Here is an 18601-nt window from a genome sequence, read left to right on the forward strand (position 1 = left end):
GCATTAGCCTCCGAAAAAGACCTGCGGGGTCTTGTGAAACCAGGGTTTGGCCTGTTCCAGCTGGCGGGCCAGTTGATACAGAAGATACTCCTGCCCATAGCGGGCACCGAACATCATGCCCAGCGGTAAACCATCTTTTGTCCAGTACAAGGGGACAGACATGGCTGGACAGCCCATATGATTGAAAACGGCGCAATGAGGCGCAAAGCTGGCGACGTTTTCGGCATAGGCATCCGGATCAGCCGGTGAGAGGCTAAGCTCACCCAGCGGAGCAGGGGCGCGCGACAGTGTTGGCATCAGGCAGACGTCATATCCGCCTTCATCCATCCAGGTCTCGAAACGAATGGCCGCACGCTGAAAGGCCAGGTCTGCCCGCGCCATTTCTGCCATCGGTACAGTTCGGCCCAGCGCGGCCATGCTGTGTGTGATTGGCTCCAGATCATCATCCTGAAGCTCGCGCCCCAAAGCGGCGACGCGATCATCCACCATGGCAGCGATATTGGCCGAAATTACCATCAGCATGGCTTTACCAATCGCCGCGCCATCAATCTGAGGATCGCTTTCCTCCACGATGTGTCCCAGGCTTTCCAGCAAGGTCATGGTTTCGGCGAGACCGGCCCTGGCATCACTGTCGGGTTGGGTTCCATTTGGCGCGACTGGCCAATAGCCGACTTTCAGCGCTGGCAGACCCATCTGGCTTGCGGACCACATGCTCGACTGCGGCGGTGGTGCTTCATATCGCGAACCCGTCTCGCGCCCCATCGTGAGATCCATCAGAACGGCATTATCCCGAACAGAGCGGGACACAGCATGGACGGTCGACAATCCGTTCCAGTTTTCCGTCCTGTCAGGGCCCATTGGTATCCGCCCTCTTGAGGGCTTCATGCCAAAAAGACCGGTGCATGCGGCTGGAATGCGGATCGAACCGCCGCCATCACTGGCCTGAGCCATGGGGAGGACGCCACTTGCAACCGCCGCCGACGCTCCGCCGGACGAGCCACCGGATGTCCGACCGAGGTCCCAGGGGTTGCGTGTCTGGCCATAGAGCGCGCTCTCTGTCGATGTTGTAAGGCCGTATTCGGGACTGGTTGTCTGACCAAACAGTACAAGACCGGCTTTTCGATAACGTTCTACGATGACGGAGTCCCGCTGGGCGATATTCCCATCAAAGAGGCGGGAACCATTGGTCAAAGGTGCGCCCTGAACCTCGATGGCCAGATCTTTGGTTGCAAACGGCACGCCCGAAAGCGGGCTATCAGGAAGGCCATCATCGATCTGCTTTCGACCGATCTCAGGAAAGAGAGTGGTGAAACAATTGAGCGTATCCTGGGCAGCGTGTGCCCGCGAAAGGGCTTCGTCCAATAGCTCATTCGCACTGATTTCTTTGCTGCGTACCAGTGCGGCCAGACCCATCGCATCCAGCTCGGTATATTCGTTCATTGCGAACTCCCCCCAACATTCTGTTTTCGAAAGAGTTCCAGTTTTTTGAGCTGTTGTCGATCTATGGAACAGGTTGCTGAGTCAGGATGGGATCAGGGTTCAAGAATATACAATATTGGATCGAATATATATCGGAAACTCCTGATATTTACTTAGAATTTCCATTAATAATCAGAAGTTAAACGTGTAAAGACAGAATTTTCTACGTCATCTTCGCCCAAAAATTAACCTTAGACGTGCAGGGTTACCTCCTTGGGTTTTAGATTTCGATGGACGTCGGGAGATCATATTGAAGCGCTCGGTTCAGGTTCTGCTAAGTCTCGCAATGCTGAATGTGTTTCTGCCACAGGCACATGCAGCTCAGTCATCTCTCGATATTGCCAACGAGGATATCGGAAGCATTCTGAACTCAGTCTGGGTGCTTATTGCTGCCGCGCTGGTCATGATGATGCAGGTCGGCTTCCTGCTGCTTGAAGCTGGCATGGTCCGGTCGAAAAACTCCATCAATGTGGCGATGAAAAACGTCATGGACTTCACGGTGTCAGCGCTCGCCTTTGCGCTCATCGGCTTCATGATTGCTTTTGGCGGTTCCAGTATCCTGCCGTTTGGCCTTGATCTGGATATGCTTGCGCTGAACGAGCTGGACTCCGGCGTTTTGGTCTTCTTCATCTTTCAGGTGATGTTTTGCGGCACGGCGGCAACGATTGTTTCGGGTGGTGTTGCAGAACGTATGCGGCTGTCGAGCTATACAATCGGTGCGCTGGTCATCGGCGCCATTATCTACCCGGTTTTTGCGCATTGGGCCTGGGGAAATGCGCTTGGGAACAATGGCGGCGCCTTCCTGGCCAATCTTGGATTTGTTGACTTTGCAGGTTCGACGGTCGTGCACGCGACAGGTGGCTGGCTTGCACTGGCAGCTTGCATTGTGCTGGGCGCGCGCAAGGGCCGCTTTGATCGCGAAGGTAAACCCATCCGGTTTTCCGGGCATAGTACCGTTCTCGCTGCGACCGGGGCATTTCTTCTCTATATTGGCTGGATCGGCTTTAATGGCGGGTCCACACTGGAAGCGAATACATCGCTCGGTCTGATTATCGTCAATACGGTACTGGCAGGGTCTGTGGGTACGCTTGTCGGCTATCTCTGGACAATGGCGCGGGACCGGACCGTTCTTCCGGAAAAGGTTCTCTGTGGCATGATTGGTGGCCTGGTCGCGGTGACGGCGGGGTGCGCCGTTCTGAATGTGCCGGGTGCTCTGGCGATCGGGGCACTTGGGGCGTTGGCGACGAATGCGAGCAATGAATTGCTCGAGCGATATTTTCGGATTGACGACGCCGTGGGTGCGATTGGTGCACACGCTGTTGCCGGTGTTGTTGGCACGATTGGGCTCGCTCTTTTCGCCGCTGAGGCAAATCTACCGACAGCGTCTAGGTGGGATCAGTTGATCGTTCAGTTGCTGGGATCTGGCCTCAATTTCATCTGGGCGTTTGGGCTCGGTATACTGTTCTTCTCTGCCATGAAGGCTCTGATGGGCATTCGCGTTGCCGATACGGCCGAAGACTGCGGACTGAATGAGAGTGAACACGGAACGCGCCTCGGCATTGGTCACGTTGAAGAAGCGATGGACCATCTCGTTCGGGGGACCGCAGACCTCAATGCGCGCTTGCCGGTCGAAGCAGGAGATGAGGCTGAGCGCCTTGTTCTGACCTTCAATGCACTGCTTGATAATCTGCAGGAGCAGGAAAAGGTTCGTTTCGATGCGGTCGAAAACCAGCGGTCGGTGGAAGAGGCTGAACGGTTGACCGCGCTCGCAGATGCGACCTTTGAAGCGCTTTGCCTGTCGGTTGATGGCGTCATCATTGACGGCAATGCAGCACTTGGCAGATTGCTTGGTCTCGAAATGAACGATGTCCGCGGACGCAAGCTCAGTGACTTTCTTCCGGAACAACATGTACGCGATGTTGAAGAACTGGTGGCAACACGTCAGTCCGCTGCGCGCGAATTGACGGTGCTGAACGAGCTCGGCGAGGCTATTCCTGTCGAGGTGCGTGGACGGGATATTTCCCTGCGGAACCGAAAAACGCGCGTTCTGGCAATCGTTGATATCCGCGAGCGCAAGAAGGCTGAAGCACGTATTCGCTATCTGGCTCAGCACGACCCGCTGACCAATCTTCCGAACCGCGCGCTGTTCAATGAGCGTCTCCATGAGATGATTGAGCGGACCATGAAGCAAGGCGTGTTGTCGGCGGTGATCCTGATCGACCTCGACCGGTTCAAAGACATTAACGACCTTTATGGACATGGTGCAGGCGATGAGGTTCTGAAAGAGACGAGCGAGCGGCTGAAAATGCATGTTAGCAAGCGGGATTCCGTTGCGCGCCTGGGCGGGGATGAATTTGCGATCCTGCAGATCGACATCAATTTCACCAACCAGTCGGCCGACCTCGCTCTGAGACTCTTGCAGGAACTCAATCGCCCGATCACACTTACGGATGGCAATCGTGTCCATGTCGGGGCGTCTATCGGCATCGCGATTTGCCCGAGAGACGGGATTGACGGTGTTAGTCTGATTTCACGTGCCGACACCGCGCTCTACCATTCCAAGAGTATGGGGCGTAACCGGTATGCGATCTTTGAGAATGGCATGGATGAGCATGTGCGTCGTCGCCAGCTGATTGAGCTGGACCTGAAGAATGCGCTCGAAGATGGACAATTCAAGGTCCACTATCAGCCGCGTCTGAATACGCGCACCGGTAAGATCGCAAGCTATGAGGCACTGATCCGCTGGCATCACCCAACCCGTGGTATGGTAAGCCCGGCAGAATTCATTCCCGTTGCAGAGGGCTGCGGACAGATCATCAAGATCGGCGAATGGGTCCTGCGGACGGCATGTCTGGCGGCCGCGCGTGACATGAAATCGGGTCGTGTGAGCGTGAATGCGAGCCCGTTCCAGGTGCGCGACAAGAATTTCATCGAAACGGTTCGACGTGCACTGGAGGATTCCGGTCTGGAGCCGTCTCGTCTCGAGATCGAGATCACTGAGAATGTGCTCATCGACGACGACCAGCGCGCCCTGAGCATTTTCAATGCCCTCAAGCGCCTTGGCGTGAAGATCGCCCTGGATGATTTCGGGACAGGGTATTCATCGCTGAGTTATCTGAGCCGTTTCCCGTTTGATTCGATCAAGATTGATCGCTCTTTCGTTCAGGGACTCGATCATGGCGGCAGCGGCCTGGAGATCATTGATACGATTGTGCGTCTGGGCCGCGCGCTGAACATGAATATCGTGGCAGAAGGCGTTGAGACGCAATCGGCGTTTGCGACGCTGATCGCATGTGGTTGTGATGAAATTCAGGGCTTCCTTGTGGGCGCGGCAGAACCGCTGGAAAACATTCTGGAAATTGCGCCGTCACACATTCAACGCACGATTTCGACCAGCGAGCAGGTGGCGAGCCTGCAGGAAATGGTCCGCCGTATGGAGCGCGAGGAACTCGACCGGGCCCGCGAACAGAAAAGAGCGGGTTAGGTGGCCTGGGCGAGATCAAACTCGGCGCGCCATTCGTCCATGAGCGCGCGGTTGTCGTGATCCCAGGGATGGAAGCCGGGTTTGAACCAGCTTGCCCAGATCGAACCACCGCGCCTGAAAAAGCCTGGCTCTTTCCATAAGAAGCGTTTCACACGTTTCCGTGCATCCCGGGGCTCATATCCCTCGGCTTCGAGCATCCATGCGGCGTATTCAGCGATATTGTTTGTGAACTGGCGGCTGATGATCAGCATGGCCAGGGACCGTCGAACATAGCGTTTCAGGCCGGACCAGTTCTTTGTAGCATCCAGAAACACGTCATACGCAACCGCCTTGTGTTCTGTTTCCTCCAGGGCGTGCCAGCGCCAGAGGCGTTCGATTTCCGGATCCGTTTTGCTGAACAGATCATCATGGGTCACCATCATATCTGCGAGCATGGCGGTGAAGTGTTCCAGACATATCGTTGCCATCAGCATACGCATTGGCCCGAAATCTCTGGATAGAGCAATATTCTCGCGAACGCGTGCCTCAATTTTTTCGACCGGGTACTTATCCCGGTCGATCAGCTGATTGAGCATATGATGCTCACGCGAATGGATGGCTTCCTGCGCGATGAAGTCTTTCACATCCTGGGCGAGCTTTCCGTTGACCTGCGTGCTGTGGGCACGGACCGCGTCCATAAACAGGCGCTCGCCATCCGGGAAGGTCAATGAGAGTGTGTTGAGAACCGCTGTTGCGACCGAATCGCCGTTCAGCCAGTGAGGATTATCAGCAGAATCGAGATGAAAATGAAGATTTCGCGGTCGAATGGTAACATTTTCAGGTGTTCGTTTACTCGTCATCGCACACTCCTGATTTAGTTTAGCTACGCGACACAGAGGCATCCTGATCTGTGAGTAGTTAATTGATGACTGTTAAAAATGTCGATAGATAAAAAGTCTACACGTGTTCGGCGCTCTCCAGAGGCGTCACGTGAGAACATTCTCAATGCAGCTGAAACGCTGTTAGTGGAGCACGGTCCTCAGACGTTAAAGCTGACGGACGTTGCGAAGACAGCAAAGGTCGCGAACGCAACGGTGCTGCATCATTTCGGAACAATACAGGGTGTTCAGGCGGCGCTCATGGAGCGAATGATCCAACAGCTTGCAAACCGGATTCTCGATATTGATCCGCCGAGTGAAAGCCCTTTTTCAGCGCATGGGCATGATTTGCGCATGTTGTTCGATGCCTTTGAGCAACGAGGCGCGGCCCGGCTCGCGGCCTGGCTGGAACTTGCCGATGAGGCTCGACGTATGACGAGTGTTCGAGAAGCTGTCGAAGCGGTGATCGAGAAGCGCGTTCAGGCAGAAGGCGCAGAGCGCGACAAGGTGGTGGATTTCACGATGGTTTGTGTCGCGCTGGCTCTCGGCGTTGGTCTTTTCGGTTCGACGGTGGGTGAATTGATGGGACGCCCGGAAGGGCGTACGCGCGAAATGGCACTTGATATGATGATGAGCCATTTGCAACTCTTGTTGTCTAAATCGCATGTGGCTGAATAGGTCGACGACCGCTGTGGTAGTGCTTGGACTGTAGTTTTAGCCAAGAAAATCTTTGATATCACTGATCATGCCCGGCAAATTTCCGATGGACCAATCAGTTTGATGGAGGTTCTTGTTGGCCTCATCTCCATTAAACTCTTGCACGATTGCGAGGTCGAGCTGGAATTGAATGGCAAGCCTTGAGAACGTTGTCGTCCTCAAGGATGGCGACTGAATTTCAACGACTTTTGTTCCGGGGCGGCAGTACATGATGTTCGCAAGTCCTGCGCCGTGAAGCGCGACGACCTGCTCTGCGCTTCGAAACAGCATGACCTGCTCGTAGATATCGAGATCCGTAGTGTTGATTTCTGTAAAGCCGAGTTCCTCCAGGGCGGAAGAGAGTGCGTCCGTGTTCCGACAGACTCGCCTGTTGCTATCACGTCTTGCCAAAAAGATTTTCTCTGGAAACTGTCGGTCATGGTTTTGACGGACCGCCACGCTTCCGATCTTCTCCGCAACCCAGGTCAGCGCTTCAGGATAAAGTGTATCGTGATCACGTGAGTGATCCGAAATAGAGAGAAACTCCAGCTCTTCGGTGCGGATTACGCCGCGTGCGATTTGTGGGTGATGCCAGCTGACCAAGCCTAGTGCATGACCGGCCTTATGCTGCCAGTTGGGATTTATTGGAGGCAAGATATAGGGCCGGTTTTTCAGAGCCGATTTATTCCTCTGGGAGCGGCGCAGAAATTCGACCGCAGCAGGTAGTATCTCCATGCTCCAATGCGCATAGTTGCCACTATTGTTGTTCGAAATCAGTCGCGCCTTCATATTCAATTCGACAGGAGGCAGATCGAGAAATCGAGTGATGTCTTTATGTTTCAGCAAGCTGAGGTCGAAATACGGTGTATCATCGATGACAATGATATGCTCGGGCATGAGCAGGATCGGGTTCTTGACCGTCACATGCGTGATGGCTGGAAACTTGAACGTCTGATCCTTGTTAAGGTATCGCGCATAGAAGGGATTGGAAGACAAAACAGTTGGCCGGATCGAGACCGGACAAGGCTGTGCAGATTTTAGAACTTCGACCTTTGTGTTCCTAATTTTGGTCGGACTGTTGTAGATTTTCTTTCTATCTTCGCCCACCATCGTTTCTTCCTTAAAGTTTCAAAAGCGCGGGATCGTCCTAACAGGCTCTCAATTGTTATTATTCAAAAATAACGTCAGCAAATCGTCAGCCGCGGCTGAAGCCGGAATTTCCCCATTGCCGACCTTTTGACGCAACATGGGTAGTTCCGACTGAATAGCTGAATGTGCGCGGAAAGCGGTCATGAGGCCGTCCTGTATCAGCTCATTCATCCACTTGATCTGCTGATCGGCGCGGCGCTTCGCCCTTGATCCACTCTCGGTCGTCTTTTTGCGGTGGAGCTCAATGGTTTCCCAAAGCTCTGGAAGGCCTTCTGCCGTTGCACCCGAACAGGTGAGCACTGGCGGTGACCATGCTTCATCCGCAGGTTCAAGAATATGCAGGGCGTTCTGGTAGTGACGTTGCGCTCTGGATGCTGCTTTCGGGTCGATATCAGCTTTGTTGACGGCGATCAGATCGGCGACTTCAAGGACGCCTTTCTTGATGCCTTGCAGATCGTCTCCTGCATTCGGAAGCATCAGAACCAGAAAGAAGTCGACCATGTCGGCAACAACGGTTTCTGACTGACCCACGCCTACGGTTTCGACAAGAATGATGTCATAGCCGGCAGCTTCGCAGAAGAGGAGCGACTCGCGCGTCTTTCGGGCAACCCCGCCCAGCGTTTCACCTGCGGGTGATGGGCGTACAAAAGCATTCTCATCAACGGACAGGCGCGCCATGCGTGTCTTGTCACCGAGAATCGAACCGCGCGAACGCTGAGAGGTCGGGTCGACAGCAAGCACCGCGACCTTGAACCCCATGTCGGTCAGCATGGTGCCAAAGGCATCAATGAAGGTGGATTTCCCGACACCCGGCACACCGGTAATGCCAATGCGCTGCGTTTTTCCGGTTTTTTCCATTACCGATGTCAGAAAATCGCGCGCTTCGATCTGGTGATCGGTGCGGCGACTTTCGACGCGTGTAATGGCACGGGCAAGGCCACGTCGGGTAGACAAATCAAATTCCATATCCGATCCCTAATTCGGTTATGGCTCACCATCAAGCGCAAGCATGGCGCTTTGCCAGGCCGATTTCACATCTTCGTTCGCTGCATCATGGGGAAGGCCCAGGCACCACCAGAAGGCTTGGCCGGGAAGCGGCTGATGTCTTGACGTCGAAATCGGTGTTTCAGCAGACAGAATTCGAAGTGCATAGGGAAGCGAGCCGAAGGGCAGCGCTTGCGCTGCCTGTTGCGTCAAAGCTTTACGCAGACGGTTCAGGTCCTCTGGGAAATCATCAAGCGTGAGCGCCTCGCAAAGCTCTGTGAGGGGCATGGTGCTTTCCGCATCGGGCTGATCGAAGATCCAGTCCAGCTCAGTCTGTAGATCCTCACTTGGGTGCATGAAATCCATGATGGCGCGTGCTTCGACGTGACGCTCGAGTGTCCCTAACAGCGTTGCAGCGTCAGACAGAAAGCCATCTGCTTCAGTATGGGATAATGGCTGCTGGTGGGCCCAGAGGTCGCGGTATTTCAGCAGGGAGCGACAGTTTGCCAGGAATGGCCTGGTGTGCGCTTCAGAACAGAACAGGTCTGCATTTTGGCGCAGGATCTGCAGTGCGCCGCGTGCATCAAGGAGAAACCCTTGTTTTCGGACCGGGCTTGATGCCGGAAGGCCATCAAGTGGAGGGCGATCCGCAGCGGTAAGCGTCTTCGACACGAAGGGGCAAAGTCCACATCGCAGGATTTGGAGACCTGTTGCGATCCGGAGTGCTGGGCTCAAATGCCTGGACGATGGAGCGCGGGCCGGCATCACAGGAAAAATTCCTGTCTATGCGGATAGTCGGGTTGTGTCTTCGGTTTCCAGGGGAAGAGGTAGAGAGAACACAAAACGCGCACCATCCTTATAACTGGTGTCCAGATAGACCTTGCCGCCATGCGCCGAGATGATGGACTGCACGACAGACAGTCCAATTCCCTCGCCATCAGCTGTGTCCATTCCAACGCGTTTCAGCGGTTGGAAAATAAGCTCTGCATGTGACGGGTCTACGCCGCGACCGTTGTCTGTTACCGAAAACATCACACGATTCGTCTCATACCAGCTGCGAATGACGATTTCAGCGGGTTCTCCCTCGCGTTTATATTTGAGAGCATTGCTGATCAGGTTGGTGAACACCCGTTCCATCAAGGCAGGGTCGGCATAGATGTCCGGTAGATTTCCGTATTTGATGACGGTGTCTTTTGGCAGATCGTCTGGAAGGGCGCTGATAATCTGTTCAACGAGTTGAGCGCTGTTGAAATGCTGCTGCTCCGGATTTTGAAACCCTTTCTTCGCAAACTCCAGAAGCGATTCAACAAGACGCTTCATGCGGTCCGCGCTTTCCATGATCGCACTAAGAAACGTCTCCCGCTGATCTACGCCAAGCGAGTGATCAGCCGCAAGTTCTGCAAATGTGCGTACCTGCCGGGTAGGCGCTTTCAAATCATGCGCTGCTATACCAGCGAATTGGCGAAGCGCCGTGTTCACACGTAACAGGTCGGCGTTGTGCTGACGTTCCCGGTCGAGCACCTTTTGCTGAGCTGCGAACCGTTCACGATGCACTTTCTTCTGTTCAGCTTCGTAGAGAAGAAAGATGATGAAACATCCGCCCATAGCGATCAGTCCGACACAGATGCCCATGATCAGAATGATGAACTCGATCTGTTCAATGGATTCGACAAGATCATTTCGGACCTGCACCTGAAATGATAGAATTTCATTGAGTGCCGGATTGTCGTCATATCGCACCAGTTCGTCGACATCACTGGCTGATAAGCCAGCATCGATTCGTTTTTCCTGAATGATATCCAGTCGTTTTTCGTACTCTCCAACCATTTGTCGGGTTTCCGGAAGACGAATGGCCAGACCTGACTTCTCCGCGAGGGCTTCCAGATCTGAGATCAGGTCGCGCGCTTGCTCAGCGTTTTTGCGTGTAGCTTGCGCATAAGCCGGCTCATCCGGGCGAATGAGTGCATTCTTGAAATTGTGGATCAGGCCGCCAAAGCCAATAGCATTTTCAAGTTGCAGTGTCTTATCGACCGTCGCCCTTACGTCTTTTCGCAGATCTCCGAGGCTGCGAACCTGCCAGATACCCAGGGCAAGGTATACGAGCAGTGTGAGGGCGGGTATCGCGATCAAAGCAATCTTGAAACGATTTCGCACCTGTTCCTCCCAGATTCTTTTATCTTTTTACCATGAAAATCTGAACACGTTAATTATCAGTTCCACAACCTCAGGAGGACAAAATGATTGCGATGAATTTTTAATATATATTGATTGCAATACAGGTTTGACCTCTCCTACCATACATCAAACCAAGGCTTTTGGATCGTAACATGCGTAAACAGTGGGTACTGATCGTCGAGGATGATAAGCTTGATCGCTTTTTGATTGAGCATGCATTCAAAAAACTCGATACGAGCGTCGAATTCGATTTCGCTCATGATGCGGAGTCTGCCTGGGAAACGCTCGAAAATGGCAACCGCCCGACCCTCATCGTAACCGACCTGAACATGCCAGGTATTGGTGGGATGGAGCTTCTTTCACGTATCAAACGGAGCGATCAGTTGAAGACGATTCCAACGATCGTGTTCTCGACGTCGTCTGATGATGCGGATCTGCGCGAAGCCTATAATCGTTTTGCCAATTCCTACGTTGTAAAGCCGGGCGATGCAGGCGGGTATTCCCGATTTGCCGAACGCGTAAATGCCTATTGGATGCAAGAGAACAGGTATCCCTGCCACTAACGGCTGCTGGCTGCGGCATTGTGAGGAATGTCCGTCATTCCCCAATTCTCTTATGTTTGAATTGTATAAAGTTCGAACATAAGGCGCGGTGATATGAGCTATATTAACGACATTAAAGACATGCGCAGTGAACTGCGCGAGCTTAACAAAGCCATCCCTGAAGCGACTTCCGGGTTTGGAGCACTTTCCAAAGCCGTCAAGGACAATGGCGTTCTCAGCACCAGGGAAAAGGAATTCATCGCACTGGGTATGGCGCTGGTCCAACGCTGCGAACCCTGCATCAACTTTCACGTCGAAGCCCTGATGAAAGCAGGCGGCACGCGAGAGGAGCTGGGTGATGTTCTGGCTATGGCCGTTCAGATGAGTGGCGGGCCTGGCCTGATGTATGCCGGGCATGCTCTGGCATGTTGGGATGAGCTCGCGAAAGCCTGAGCGATACCGCAATAAAAAAGGCAGCCCTGGGGGCTGCCTTTATCTTGTTTCCAGTCAGTCCGGATTATTCTGCTGCTGTCTTGTGTCCCAGTGTCGGACCGAGCTTTTCAAGCAGGTCAATCGCGGCATCGGCAATGACGGTGCCCGGTGCGAAGATCGCTGTGGCACCGGCGGCATAAAGCTCGTCATAGTCCTGTGGTGGCACAACGCCGCCAACAATGATCATGACTTCCGGTGCGCCCTGGTCTGCCAGAGCTTTCTTGAGTTCTGGTACCAGTGTCAGGTGACCCGCTGCCAGTGACGAAGCAGCGACGATGTGAACATCGTTTTCGACGGCTTGTTTTGCAGCCTCTTCCGGTGTCTGGAAGAGCGGACCAATGTCCACGTCCCAGCCGAGGTCAGCCATACCGGATGCGACAACCTTCTGGCCGCGGTCGTGTCCATCCTGTCCCATCTTTGCGATCAGGATACGTGGACGACGCCCTTCAGCGGCTTCAAATGCGTCTGCGAGTTCGCGCGCCTTTTCGACGCGATCAGATTTAGCGCTCATACCGGAAGCATACACGCCCTGAATGGATTTGATAACGGCCTGGTGGCGACCGGTGACTTTTTCGACGGCTTCGGAGATCTCACCAACGGTCGCCTTAACGCGTGCGGCTTTGATCGCGAGGTCCAGCAGATTGCCTTCACCGCTTTCTGTTGCACGCGTGATCGCGTGGAGGGCCTGATCAACTTCGGTTTGATCGCGGTCCGCGCGCAGACGCTTCAGCTTGTCGATCTGCATACGACGTACGTTTGCATTGTCGACCTTCAGAACCGGCACATCTTCCGGCTCGTCGAGACGGAACTTGTTCACGCCCACCACTGTCTGAACGCCGCTATCGATACGAGCCTGCGTTTTCGCTGCGGATTCCTCGATGCGAAGTTTCGGCAGACCTTCCTCGATGGCTTTCGCCATACCGCCCATGCTCTCGACTTCTTCGATGTGCTCCATCGCGCGACGCGCCAGATCGTGCGTCAGGCGTTCCACGTAGTAAGAGCCACCCCACGGGTCGATCAGATTTGCTGCGCCGCCTTCCTGTTGCAGGAAGAGCTGCGTGTTGCGGGCGATGCGCGCTGAGAAGTCAGTTGGCAGGGCCAGTGCTTCGTCAAACGCGTTGGTGTGCAGGGACTGCGTCTGACCACCTGCGGCTGCCATCGCTTCCAGACAGGTCCGAATGACGTTGTTGTAGACGTCCTGCGCCGTGAGTGACCAGCCGGATGTCTGTGAGTGCGTCCGCAGGGAAATCGACTTGTCGTTCTTGGGGCTGAACTCTTTCGAGACCAGATTTGCCCAGAGAAGACGCGCCGCGCGCATCTTGGCGACTTCCATGAAGGTGTTCATGCCGATCGCCCAGAAGAAAGACAGACGCGGCGCGAACTTGTCGACATCGAGACCTGCAGCGACACCGGCGCGGATGTATTCGATACCGTCGGCAATCGTATAGGCGAGCTCCAGGTCAGCCGAAGCGCCTGCTTCCTGCATGTGATAGCCGGAAATCGAGATCGAGTTGTAACGCGGCATATGCTGCGAAGTATAACCGAAAATGTCGGAGATGATCCGCATGCTTGGACGTGGCGGATAGATGTAGGTGTTGCGGACCATGAACTCTTTCAGAATGTCATTCTGAATGGTTCCGGACAGCTTCGACTGGTCCACGCCCTGTTCCTCTGCGGCGACGATGTAAAGCGCCAGAACCGGGAGAACCGCCCCATTCATCGTCATGGAGACGGACATCTCGTCCAGAGGAATCCCCGCGAACAACGTACGCATGTCATAAATGGAGTCGATCGCCACACCGGCCATGCCGACATCACCCATCACGCGCGGGTGGTCTGAGTCGTAACCGCGGTGTGTCGCTAGGTCGAAGGCCACCGAGAGGCCTTTCTGACCGGCTGCGAGGTTGCGACGGTAGAAGGCGTTGGAATCTTCAGCCGTGGAAAAGCCTGCATACTGGCGGATTGTCCAAGGGCGCTGAGGGTACATGGTCGGGTAGGGGCCGCGTGCGAAAGGCGCCAGCCCCGGATAGTCATCCAGGAAGTCCAGGCCAGCTGTATCAGCCGCCGTGTAGACCGGCTTGACCTCGATCTCTTCCGGGGTCGTCCAGGTCTGGTTCTGCGAAAAGCTCTGTTGAGGAGCAGCCTTGCCACTCAGAGGAGCCAGATCGATTTTTGTAAAATCAGGATGTGCCATCTGTCGTTCTCCTCTCAAAACTTACGCGCTGACCAGGCCGAGTTCGGCATGGGCAATTTCAAGTTTCTGCACCAGATCGACGCCGACGAAAACGAAGTCGTCAATACCGGCATCACGATAGCCCGCTTCAGCTTCGCCCGGCTTGCCTGCCAGATAGATGCGCGCATCTTCCTTAGCGTCGCGAAGCGCTTTGGCGATATCGGCAGCCTGCTCCTCGTATTGGTCATCAGAGCCGCAAAGACAGCACAGGACAGCGCCGCTCTGCTTGAAATCAGCAACCAGAGCTTCGGTGCTCTCATAAGGTACATCGCCGATCTTAGCGGCAATGCCACCGGCTGCGAAGAAGTTGGCGGCAAAGCTTGCGCGCGCATTGTGTTTGGCGATCGGACCGATGCAAGCGAGGAATACTTCAGGCTGCTTGCCTGTTTTGTCTTTCATCGCATCGGCATGGTCGCGCAATTGCTCGAATGGTTCAGCCCAGCGGACCGGGAAGAGCGGATCGGCATGCGCGTGCGGCTCAGCGTCTTCTGGAAGCAGGCGGAAGAGTGTGCTGCCAGCTTTCGCAGCTTTGACGAGGTCACCAAACGCGCGAGAGGCAGGTGTGTCGCCTTCAGAGGCAGGCGCCGTCGGTGCCAGACCAGAAACGTCTACGACGTCAGGCTTTTCCTCATCGATCAGGGCAAATTCGGAAACACCCGTGATTGGCTGTTTGCGTTTTGCAATATCCTTGCGGGCCTGATTGCGTGTCTCGGAGACGCGGGACTGGAAGCCGCCTGATTGCAGACTTGCGCCAATGCCGCCTTCGTTCTCGATGGTCTGGAAGAGTTCCCAGGCCTTCTGAGCCAGATCATCGCCGATTTTGCCAACCGACCAGGTGCCGGCAGATGGATCAACCACTTTGCCGAGCGAGCTTTCTTCCTGCGCCATGATCTGCGTGTTGCGGGCCGTACGGCGTGCGAGTTTGCCTGCCAGTCCAATGGCGTCTGTGAAGGGGCGCACGGTGACGACATCTGCGCCGCCAACACCGGCTGCAAAGCAGGCGGCTGTGTTGCGAAGCAGGTTCACCCATGGATCGCGCTTGGTCAGCATGCGGCGGGAGGTGACCGCCTGGAGCTTCATCGGCAGACCGCCTTCGGCGCCAAAGCTTGTTGTCACCTGTGCCCAGAGGCGGCGCATGGCGCGAAGCTTCGCGATTTCGAAGGTGTAGTCCGGGCCGACGGCCAGCGTGAACAGAAGTGCCTTGTTTGCCTCTTCGAGTGAAAGACCAGCATCCAGAAGCGCGCGCAGATAAGCGACGCCAGAAGCGAGCGCCATTGCAAGTTCCTGCGCTTCGCTGCCACCTGCGCAGTGTGCCGGGCGGCCATCCACACGGATAAAGGTCGAGCTGGTGAATTTCGGTGCGGCTTCTTTGACGAAGGCGACGGTCTCCGCCATGGCGTCGTCGAGTGTCATCGCCAACGAACCGGAACGCGCAAGCTCTGCAATCGGTGCGACATTGAAATCGATCTTCTGCTTGGCCGGGTCCTTGCCGGTTTTCTCACACCAGGCTGCGAGCAGTGCTGCGCCCTCAATGCCAAAACCTTCAAGCGCGGAATTGGTCAGCGCGACGCCTGCGAGATCTGTCATGACGCCGTCGAGCAGTTTGGTCAGGTCATCGACGGTCTGAACCGCGATGCCGTTTTGGCCGCTTGCGTCCAGACGAAGCTCAATGGAACTGACGCCGCGCTCGAGATCCAGCATCAGATCGGCATGGGCTGCGTCGATTTGAGGATGCGCAACAACCTGGCGGATATCCCACGGCAGGTAGGCGTCATTTTCTTCATTCGCGCCGCGGATGAAGGGGGCTGTACCCGGTACGCCAGCAGGATCCGTTGCCGACGGATAATCTGTCTCGCGGTATAAGGGTTGAATGGTAATCCCGTCACGGGTTTTGCGAGCCAGAGTTTCTGGCCCTTTCCCTTTGAGCGCTTTCTCTACGAGCGCACGCCAATCTTCTTCGCTGGCGTTAGGAAACGCTGCGCTGAAGGGGAAAAGGGAATCGTCTGCCATGGATAAGCCTCTCACCTTGTTTGCGGGCAGAAAGAGAGCGGATTTACCCACGCGTCAAGTCTTGCCGCAGCGCAACCCGCTGAGAATGACGGTTTTGCCAGCCGACAACGGATGCTGAGACGGCGTGAAGTTTGTCGGCATTTCGCGCTGCGCGGCATTTTTACGCATTATCCAATTATACAAACCCACACGCACCTCAGGGGCTTGACTGCAATTGAGAACTATTCTCAACTTTGCTTTGGGGCAGTGACAGAGAAAGGAACGGTCATGGAATGCGATTGGAATGCCCGTGGTGATCTGGCGGAAACAGAACGCCTTAAAGACTGGTTGGAAAGTCAGGCTTGCGTCATGTCATTCTGGATGGATCGTCTGGTCGAGACAGCAGACGATGTCATGCTGGAAAGACTAAGTGCGCATCGCGACGAGCTGGACCGCCTGATCGGAACATTAGGCTAACAGCGAAATAAGCTTCTCATATTGCGCTTCCCTAAGACGCCACTTAGACACGTTAAAGTGGAAGTAGGGGCGTTATTATGAAAAAGCTATTTTATTTGAGTGCTTCAGTTTTTTTGCTGAGTCAGGCTGCTGTGGCCGATACCACGCAAATTGTAGAGACCTTTGGTCAGCCGAGTGGGCTGGCATCACCAGAAGTTTCATTCGATGGCAAGTATCTTGCGGCTGAGTGTTCTCCGATGCAGGAACCGGCGATCTGTATCTATAGTCTGACAACGAATGAGAATCCGAAACTGTTTCAGGTGCCGGATCAGGCGCGTCTGACAGGATTCGGATGGTATGGGCCGGGGCACCTGCTCATTTCACTGAATATCTTTGACACGATCGGCACGAGCAGTGGCCTAAAGGAATACCGGTTCGACCGAACGCTGTCGTATGACGTGAACACCGGGCAAAGCAATTTCGTCATGAAGCGCGAAGCGCGCTATAATACCGGCGCGCCTGGCGTCGTGGCGATCTTGCCGGATCAGCCTGATAAAGTTCTGACGATCTGGTACGCGAACAATCTCTATGAAGTTGATCTGAAGACAGGTGAGGGGCGTCGAAAAGATGATATCCGCTCAGACGCCATCGGCGCCTTCTTTACCGTCGATGGCGATATGGTCGCGACCACCTATTGGGATCGAGATAGTGGGCTATTTCGTCTGCGTGATGCGGACTACGACATTCTTGTTGAAACACTCAACAAGGACGACCTGCCGTATCACGTCTGGGGCTTCAACGCAGATAAGAGCGCGCTTCTGGCGTATACCGACACCGATGCGGACTATGGTCTGAAAGAGATCTCGCTGACAGATGGCAGCGTTCGTGATGTCACGCTGAATGATGAACCGGTCGGGGATGCAGGCGCCGTCGTCGACTATTTCACAAACGTCTTGATCGGTATGGACTACACGGACGATCTTTATGAGCAGACTTTCGTGGATGAGCGTTTCAAGGCGGCTCATGACGAACTGAAGACGGTGTTTCCGGATCAGACGGTCGTCATCACGTCCTGGACCCAGAACTATGATCTGATGACCTTGGCCGTGAGGTCTGCCGGCAAACCGACAGATTATTATCTGTATGACACGAAAGTGCCGTCGGTTTCGCCAATCGGAAATCAGATGCCGCATCTTCAGAACACGGTTCTAGGGAGCGTCGAGGCTGTGAGCTATCAGGCAGAAGATGGCCTCACCATTCCAGCCTATCTGACGCTGCCACCGGGCAAAACGCAAGCAGATGGTCCTTTCCCGCTTATCCTGTTGCCGCATGGCGGACCTGAAGCCCGTGACACAGCGGGTTTTGACTGGTGGTCTCAGGCGTATGCCGCAGCAGGGTATGCTGTTTTGCAGCCTAATTTCCGCGGTTCAACTGGTTACGGACAGGAATTTCGAAATCGTGGATATGGCGAGTTCGGTGGCAAGATGATCACGGATACACTGGACGGTGGCCGCTGGGCACAGAGTGAAGGCATCGCCACCACGGATGGGTTCTGTGTCATCGGTGGGAGCTATGGTGGATATGCCGCGCTACAAAGTGCTGTGCTTGCGAGCGATGAGATGAATTGCGCCATTTCCGTCAACGGCGTCAGCAATCCGATTACTCTGATCGGGGATTATTCCTCACAGGGAACGGGGTTTGCTTACTGGAAAGACTATATGGGTGTCACGCGCTTTTCTGATGACGCCGCTCTCGCAGAAATCACCCCGGAAAAGCAGATCGACAAGCTTCGCACGCCAATCCTGCTAATCCATGGCAGGCAAGACACCACTGTCAAATACGGACAGTCGCAATATCTCGCTCGATTACTCGAGCACCGGGATGATGTGAAATTCGTGACGATGGAAAGCGAGGACCATTATCTTGCATCGACGTCTGCACGGCAGACTGTGCTCAAAGAGAGCCTTGAGTTTCTGGCGAAATATCACCCCGTCAATTGATCAGATCTGACATAGAAAAAGCCCCGCAAAAAAAATTGCGGGGCTTTGGAACTTAATGACGCGTT

The 18601-nt window shown here is 54.7% G+C and carries 14 protein-coding genes; 6 read left to right on the plus strand and 8 right to left on the minus strand.

What is annotated here, in order from left to right; all coding sequences use genetic code 11:
• Positions 1 to 3: 3 nt before the first annotated feature.
• Positions 4 to 1440: an amidase gene (locus ACFQDM_RS01060; protein WP_377374325.1), complete on the minus strand. Its 1437-nt coding sequence runs from the start codon at positions 1438 to 1440 to the stop codon at positions 4 to 6.
• Positions 1441 to 1729: 289 nt separating this feature from the next.
• Here ACFQDM_RS01060 and amt point away from each other — a divergent pair, with 289 nt between their 5' ends.
• Positions 1730 to 4963, plus strand: a complete 3234-nt coding sequence (amt, locus tag ACFQDM_RS01065) for an ammonium transporter (protein ID WP_377374328.1) — start codon at positions 1730 to 1732, stop codon at positions 4961 to 4963.
• Here the strand turns inward: amt and ACFQDM_RS01070 are convergent.
• Positions 4960 to 5802: a metal-dependent hydrolase gene (locus ACFQDM_RS01070; protein ID WP_377374331.1), complete on the minus strand. Its 843-nt coding sequence runs from the start codon at positions 5800 to 5802 to the stop codon at positions 4960 to 4962. The genes amt and ACFQDM_RS01070 overlap by 4 nt on opposite strands.
• Before the next feature lie 78 nt (positions 5803 to 5880).
• Here ACFQDM_RS01070 and ACFQDM_RS01075 point away from each other — a divergent pair, with 78 nt between their 5' ends.
• Positions 5881 to 6498, plus strand: coding sequence for a TetR/AcrR family transcriptional regulator (locus tag ACFQDM_RS01075; protein WP_377374333.1), 618 nt, complete (start codon positions 5881 to 5883; stop codon positions 6496 to 6498).
• A gap of 36 nt (positions 6499 to 6534) precedes the next feature.
• Here ACFQDM_RS01075 and ACFQDM_RS01080 read toward each other — a convergent pair whose 3' ends face one another.
• From ACFQDM_RS01080 to ACFQDM_RS01095, 4 genes are all read right to left on the minus strand, one after another.
• Complete coding sequence (locus ACFQDM_RS01080; protein WP_377374335.1) at positions 6535 to 7626, minus strand: glycosyltransferase family 61 protein; 1092 nt, start codon at positions 7624 to 7626, stop codon at positions 6535 to 6537.
• A gap of 48 nt (positions 7627 to 7674) precedes the next feature.
• Complete coding sequence (gene meaB, locus ACFQDM_RS01085) at positions 7675 to 8631, minus strand: methylmalonyl Co-A mutase-associated GTPase MeaB (RefSeq protein ID WP_377374338.1); 957 nt, start codon at positions 8629 to 8631, stop codon at positions 7675 to 7677.
• 18 nt (positions 8632 to 8649) lie between these two features.
• Positions 8650 to 9321, minus strand: a complete 672-nt coding sequence (locus ACFQDM_RS01090) for a hypothetical protein (protein WP_377374340.1) — start codon at positions 9319 to 9321, stop codon at positions 8650 to 8652.
• 111 nt (positions 9322 to 9432) lie between these two features.
• Positions 9433 to 10803 (minus strand): sensor histidine kinase, encoded by a 1371-nt coding sequence (locus ACFQDM_RS01095; RefSeq protein ID WP_377374342.1) that lies wholly within the window; start codon positions 10801 to 10803, stop codon positions 9433 to 9435.
• Between the two features lie 173 nt (positions 10804 to 10976).
• On the opposite strand from ACFQDM_RS01095, the gene ACFQDM_RS01100 reads away from it, so the two are divergent.
• Together ACFQDM_RS01100 and ACFQDM_RS01105 are read left to right on the plus strand one after the other, a co-directional pair.
• Entirely contained in the window at positions 10977 to 11387 is a 411-nt protein-coding gene (locus ACFQDM_RS01100) for a response regulator (RefSeq protein ID WP_377374345.1), read from the plus strand.
• A 93-nt stretch (positions 11388 to 11480) separates the two neighbouring features.
• On the plus strand, positions 11481 to 11819 hold the full coding sequence (locus tag ACFQDM_RS01105) for a carboxymuconolactone decarboxylase family protein (protein WP_377374347.1): 339 nt from the start codon (positions 11481 to 11483) through the stop codon (positions 11817 to 11819).
• Positions 11820 to 11883: 64 nt separating this feature from the next.
• On the opposite strand, the gene scpA is transcribed toward ACFQDM_RS01105, so the two are convergent.
• Both scpA and ACFQDM_RS01115 read right to left on the minus strand, forming a co-directional pair.
• Positions 11884 to 14052: a methylmalonyl-CoA mutase gene (scpA, locus tag ACFQDM_RS01110; RefSeq protein ID WP_377374349.1), complete on the minus strand. Its 2169-nt coding sequence runs from the start codon at positions 14050 to 14052 to the stop codon at positions 11884 to 11886.
• Between the two features lie 21 nt (positions 14053 to 14073).
• A complete protein-coding gene (locus ACFQDM_RS01115; RefSeq protein ID WP_377374352.1) occupies positions 14074 to 16101 on the minus strand; it encodes a methylmalonyl-CoA mutase subunit beta in 2028 nt (675 codons plus the stop codon).
• Between the two features lie 267 nt (positions 16102 to 16368).
• On the opposite strand from ACFQDM_RS01115, the gene ACFQDM_RS01120 reads away from it, so the two are divergent.
• Together ACFQDM_RS01120 and ACFQDM_RS01125 are read left to right on the plus strand one after the other, a co-directional pair.
• Positions 16369 to 16557, plus strand: coding sequence for a hypothetical protein (locus ACFQDM_RS01120; protein ID WP_377374354.1), 189 nt, complete (start codon positions 16369 to 16371; stop codon positions 16555 to 16557).
• A 113-nt stretch (positions 16558 to 16670) separates the two neighbouring features.
• Positions 16671 to 18536: an alpha/beta hydrolase family protein gene (locus ACFQDM_RS01125; protein WP_377374356.1), complete on the plus strand. Its 1866-nt coding sequence runs from the start codon at positions 16671 to 16673 to the stop codon at positions 18534 to 18536.
• Positions 18537 to 18601 lie beyond the last annotated feature (65 nt).

The sequence above is a fragment of the Ponticaulis profundi genome (assembly GCF_042659465.1).
GTDB lineage: Bacteria > Pseudomonadota > Alphaproteobacteria > Caulobacterales > Hyphomonadaceae > Ponticaulis > Ponticaulis profundi.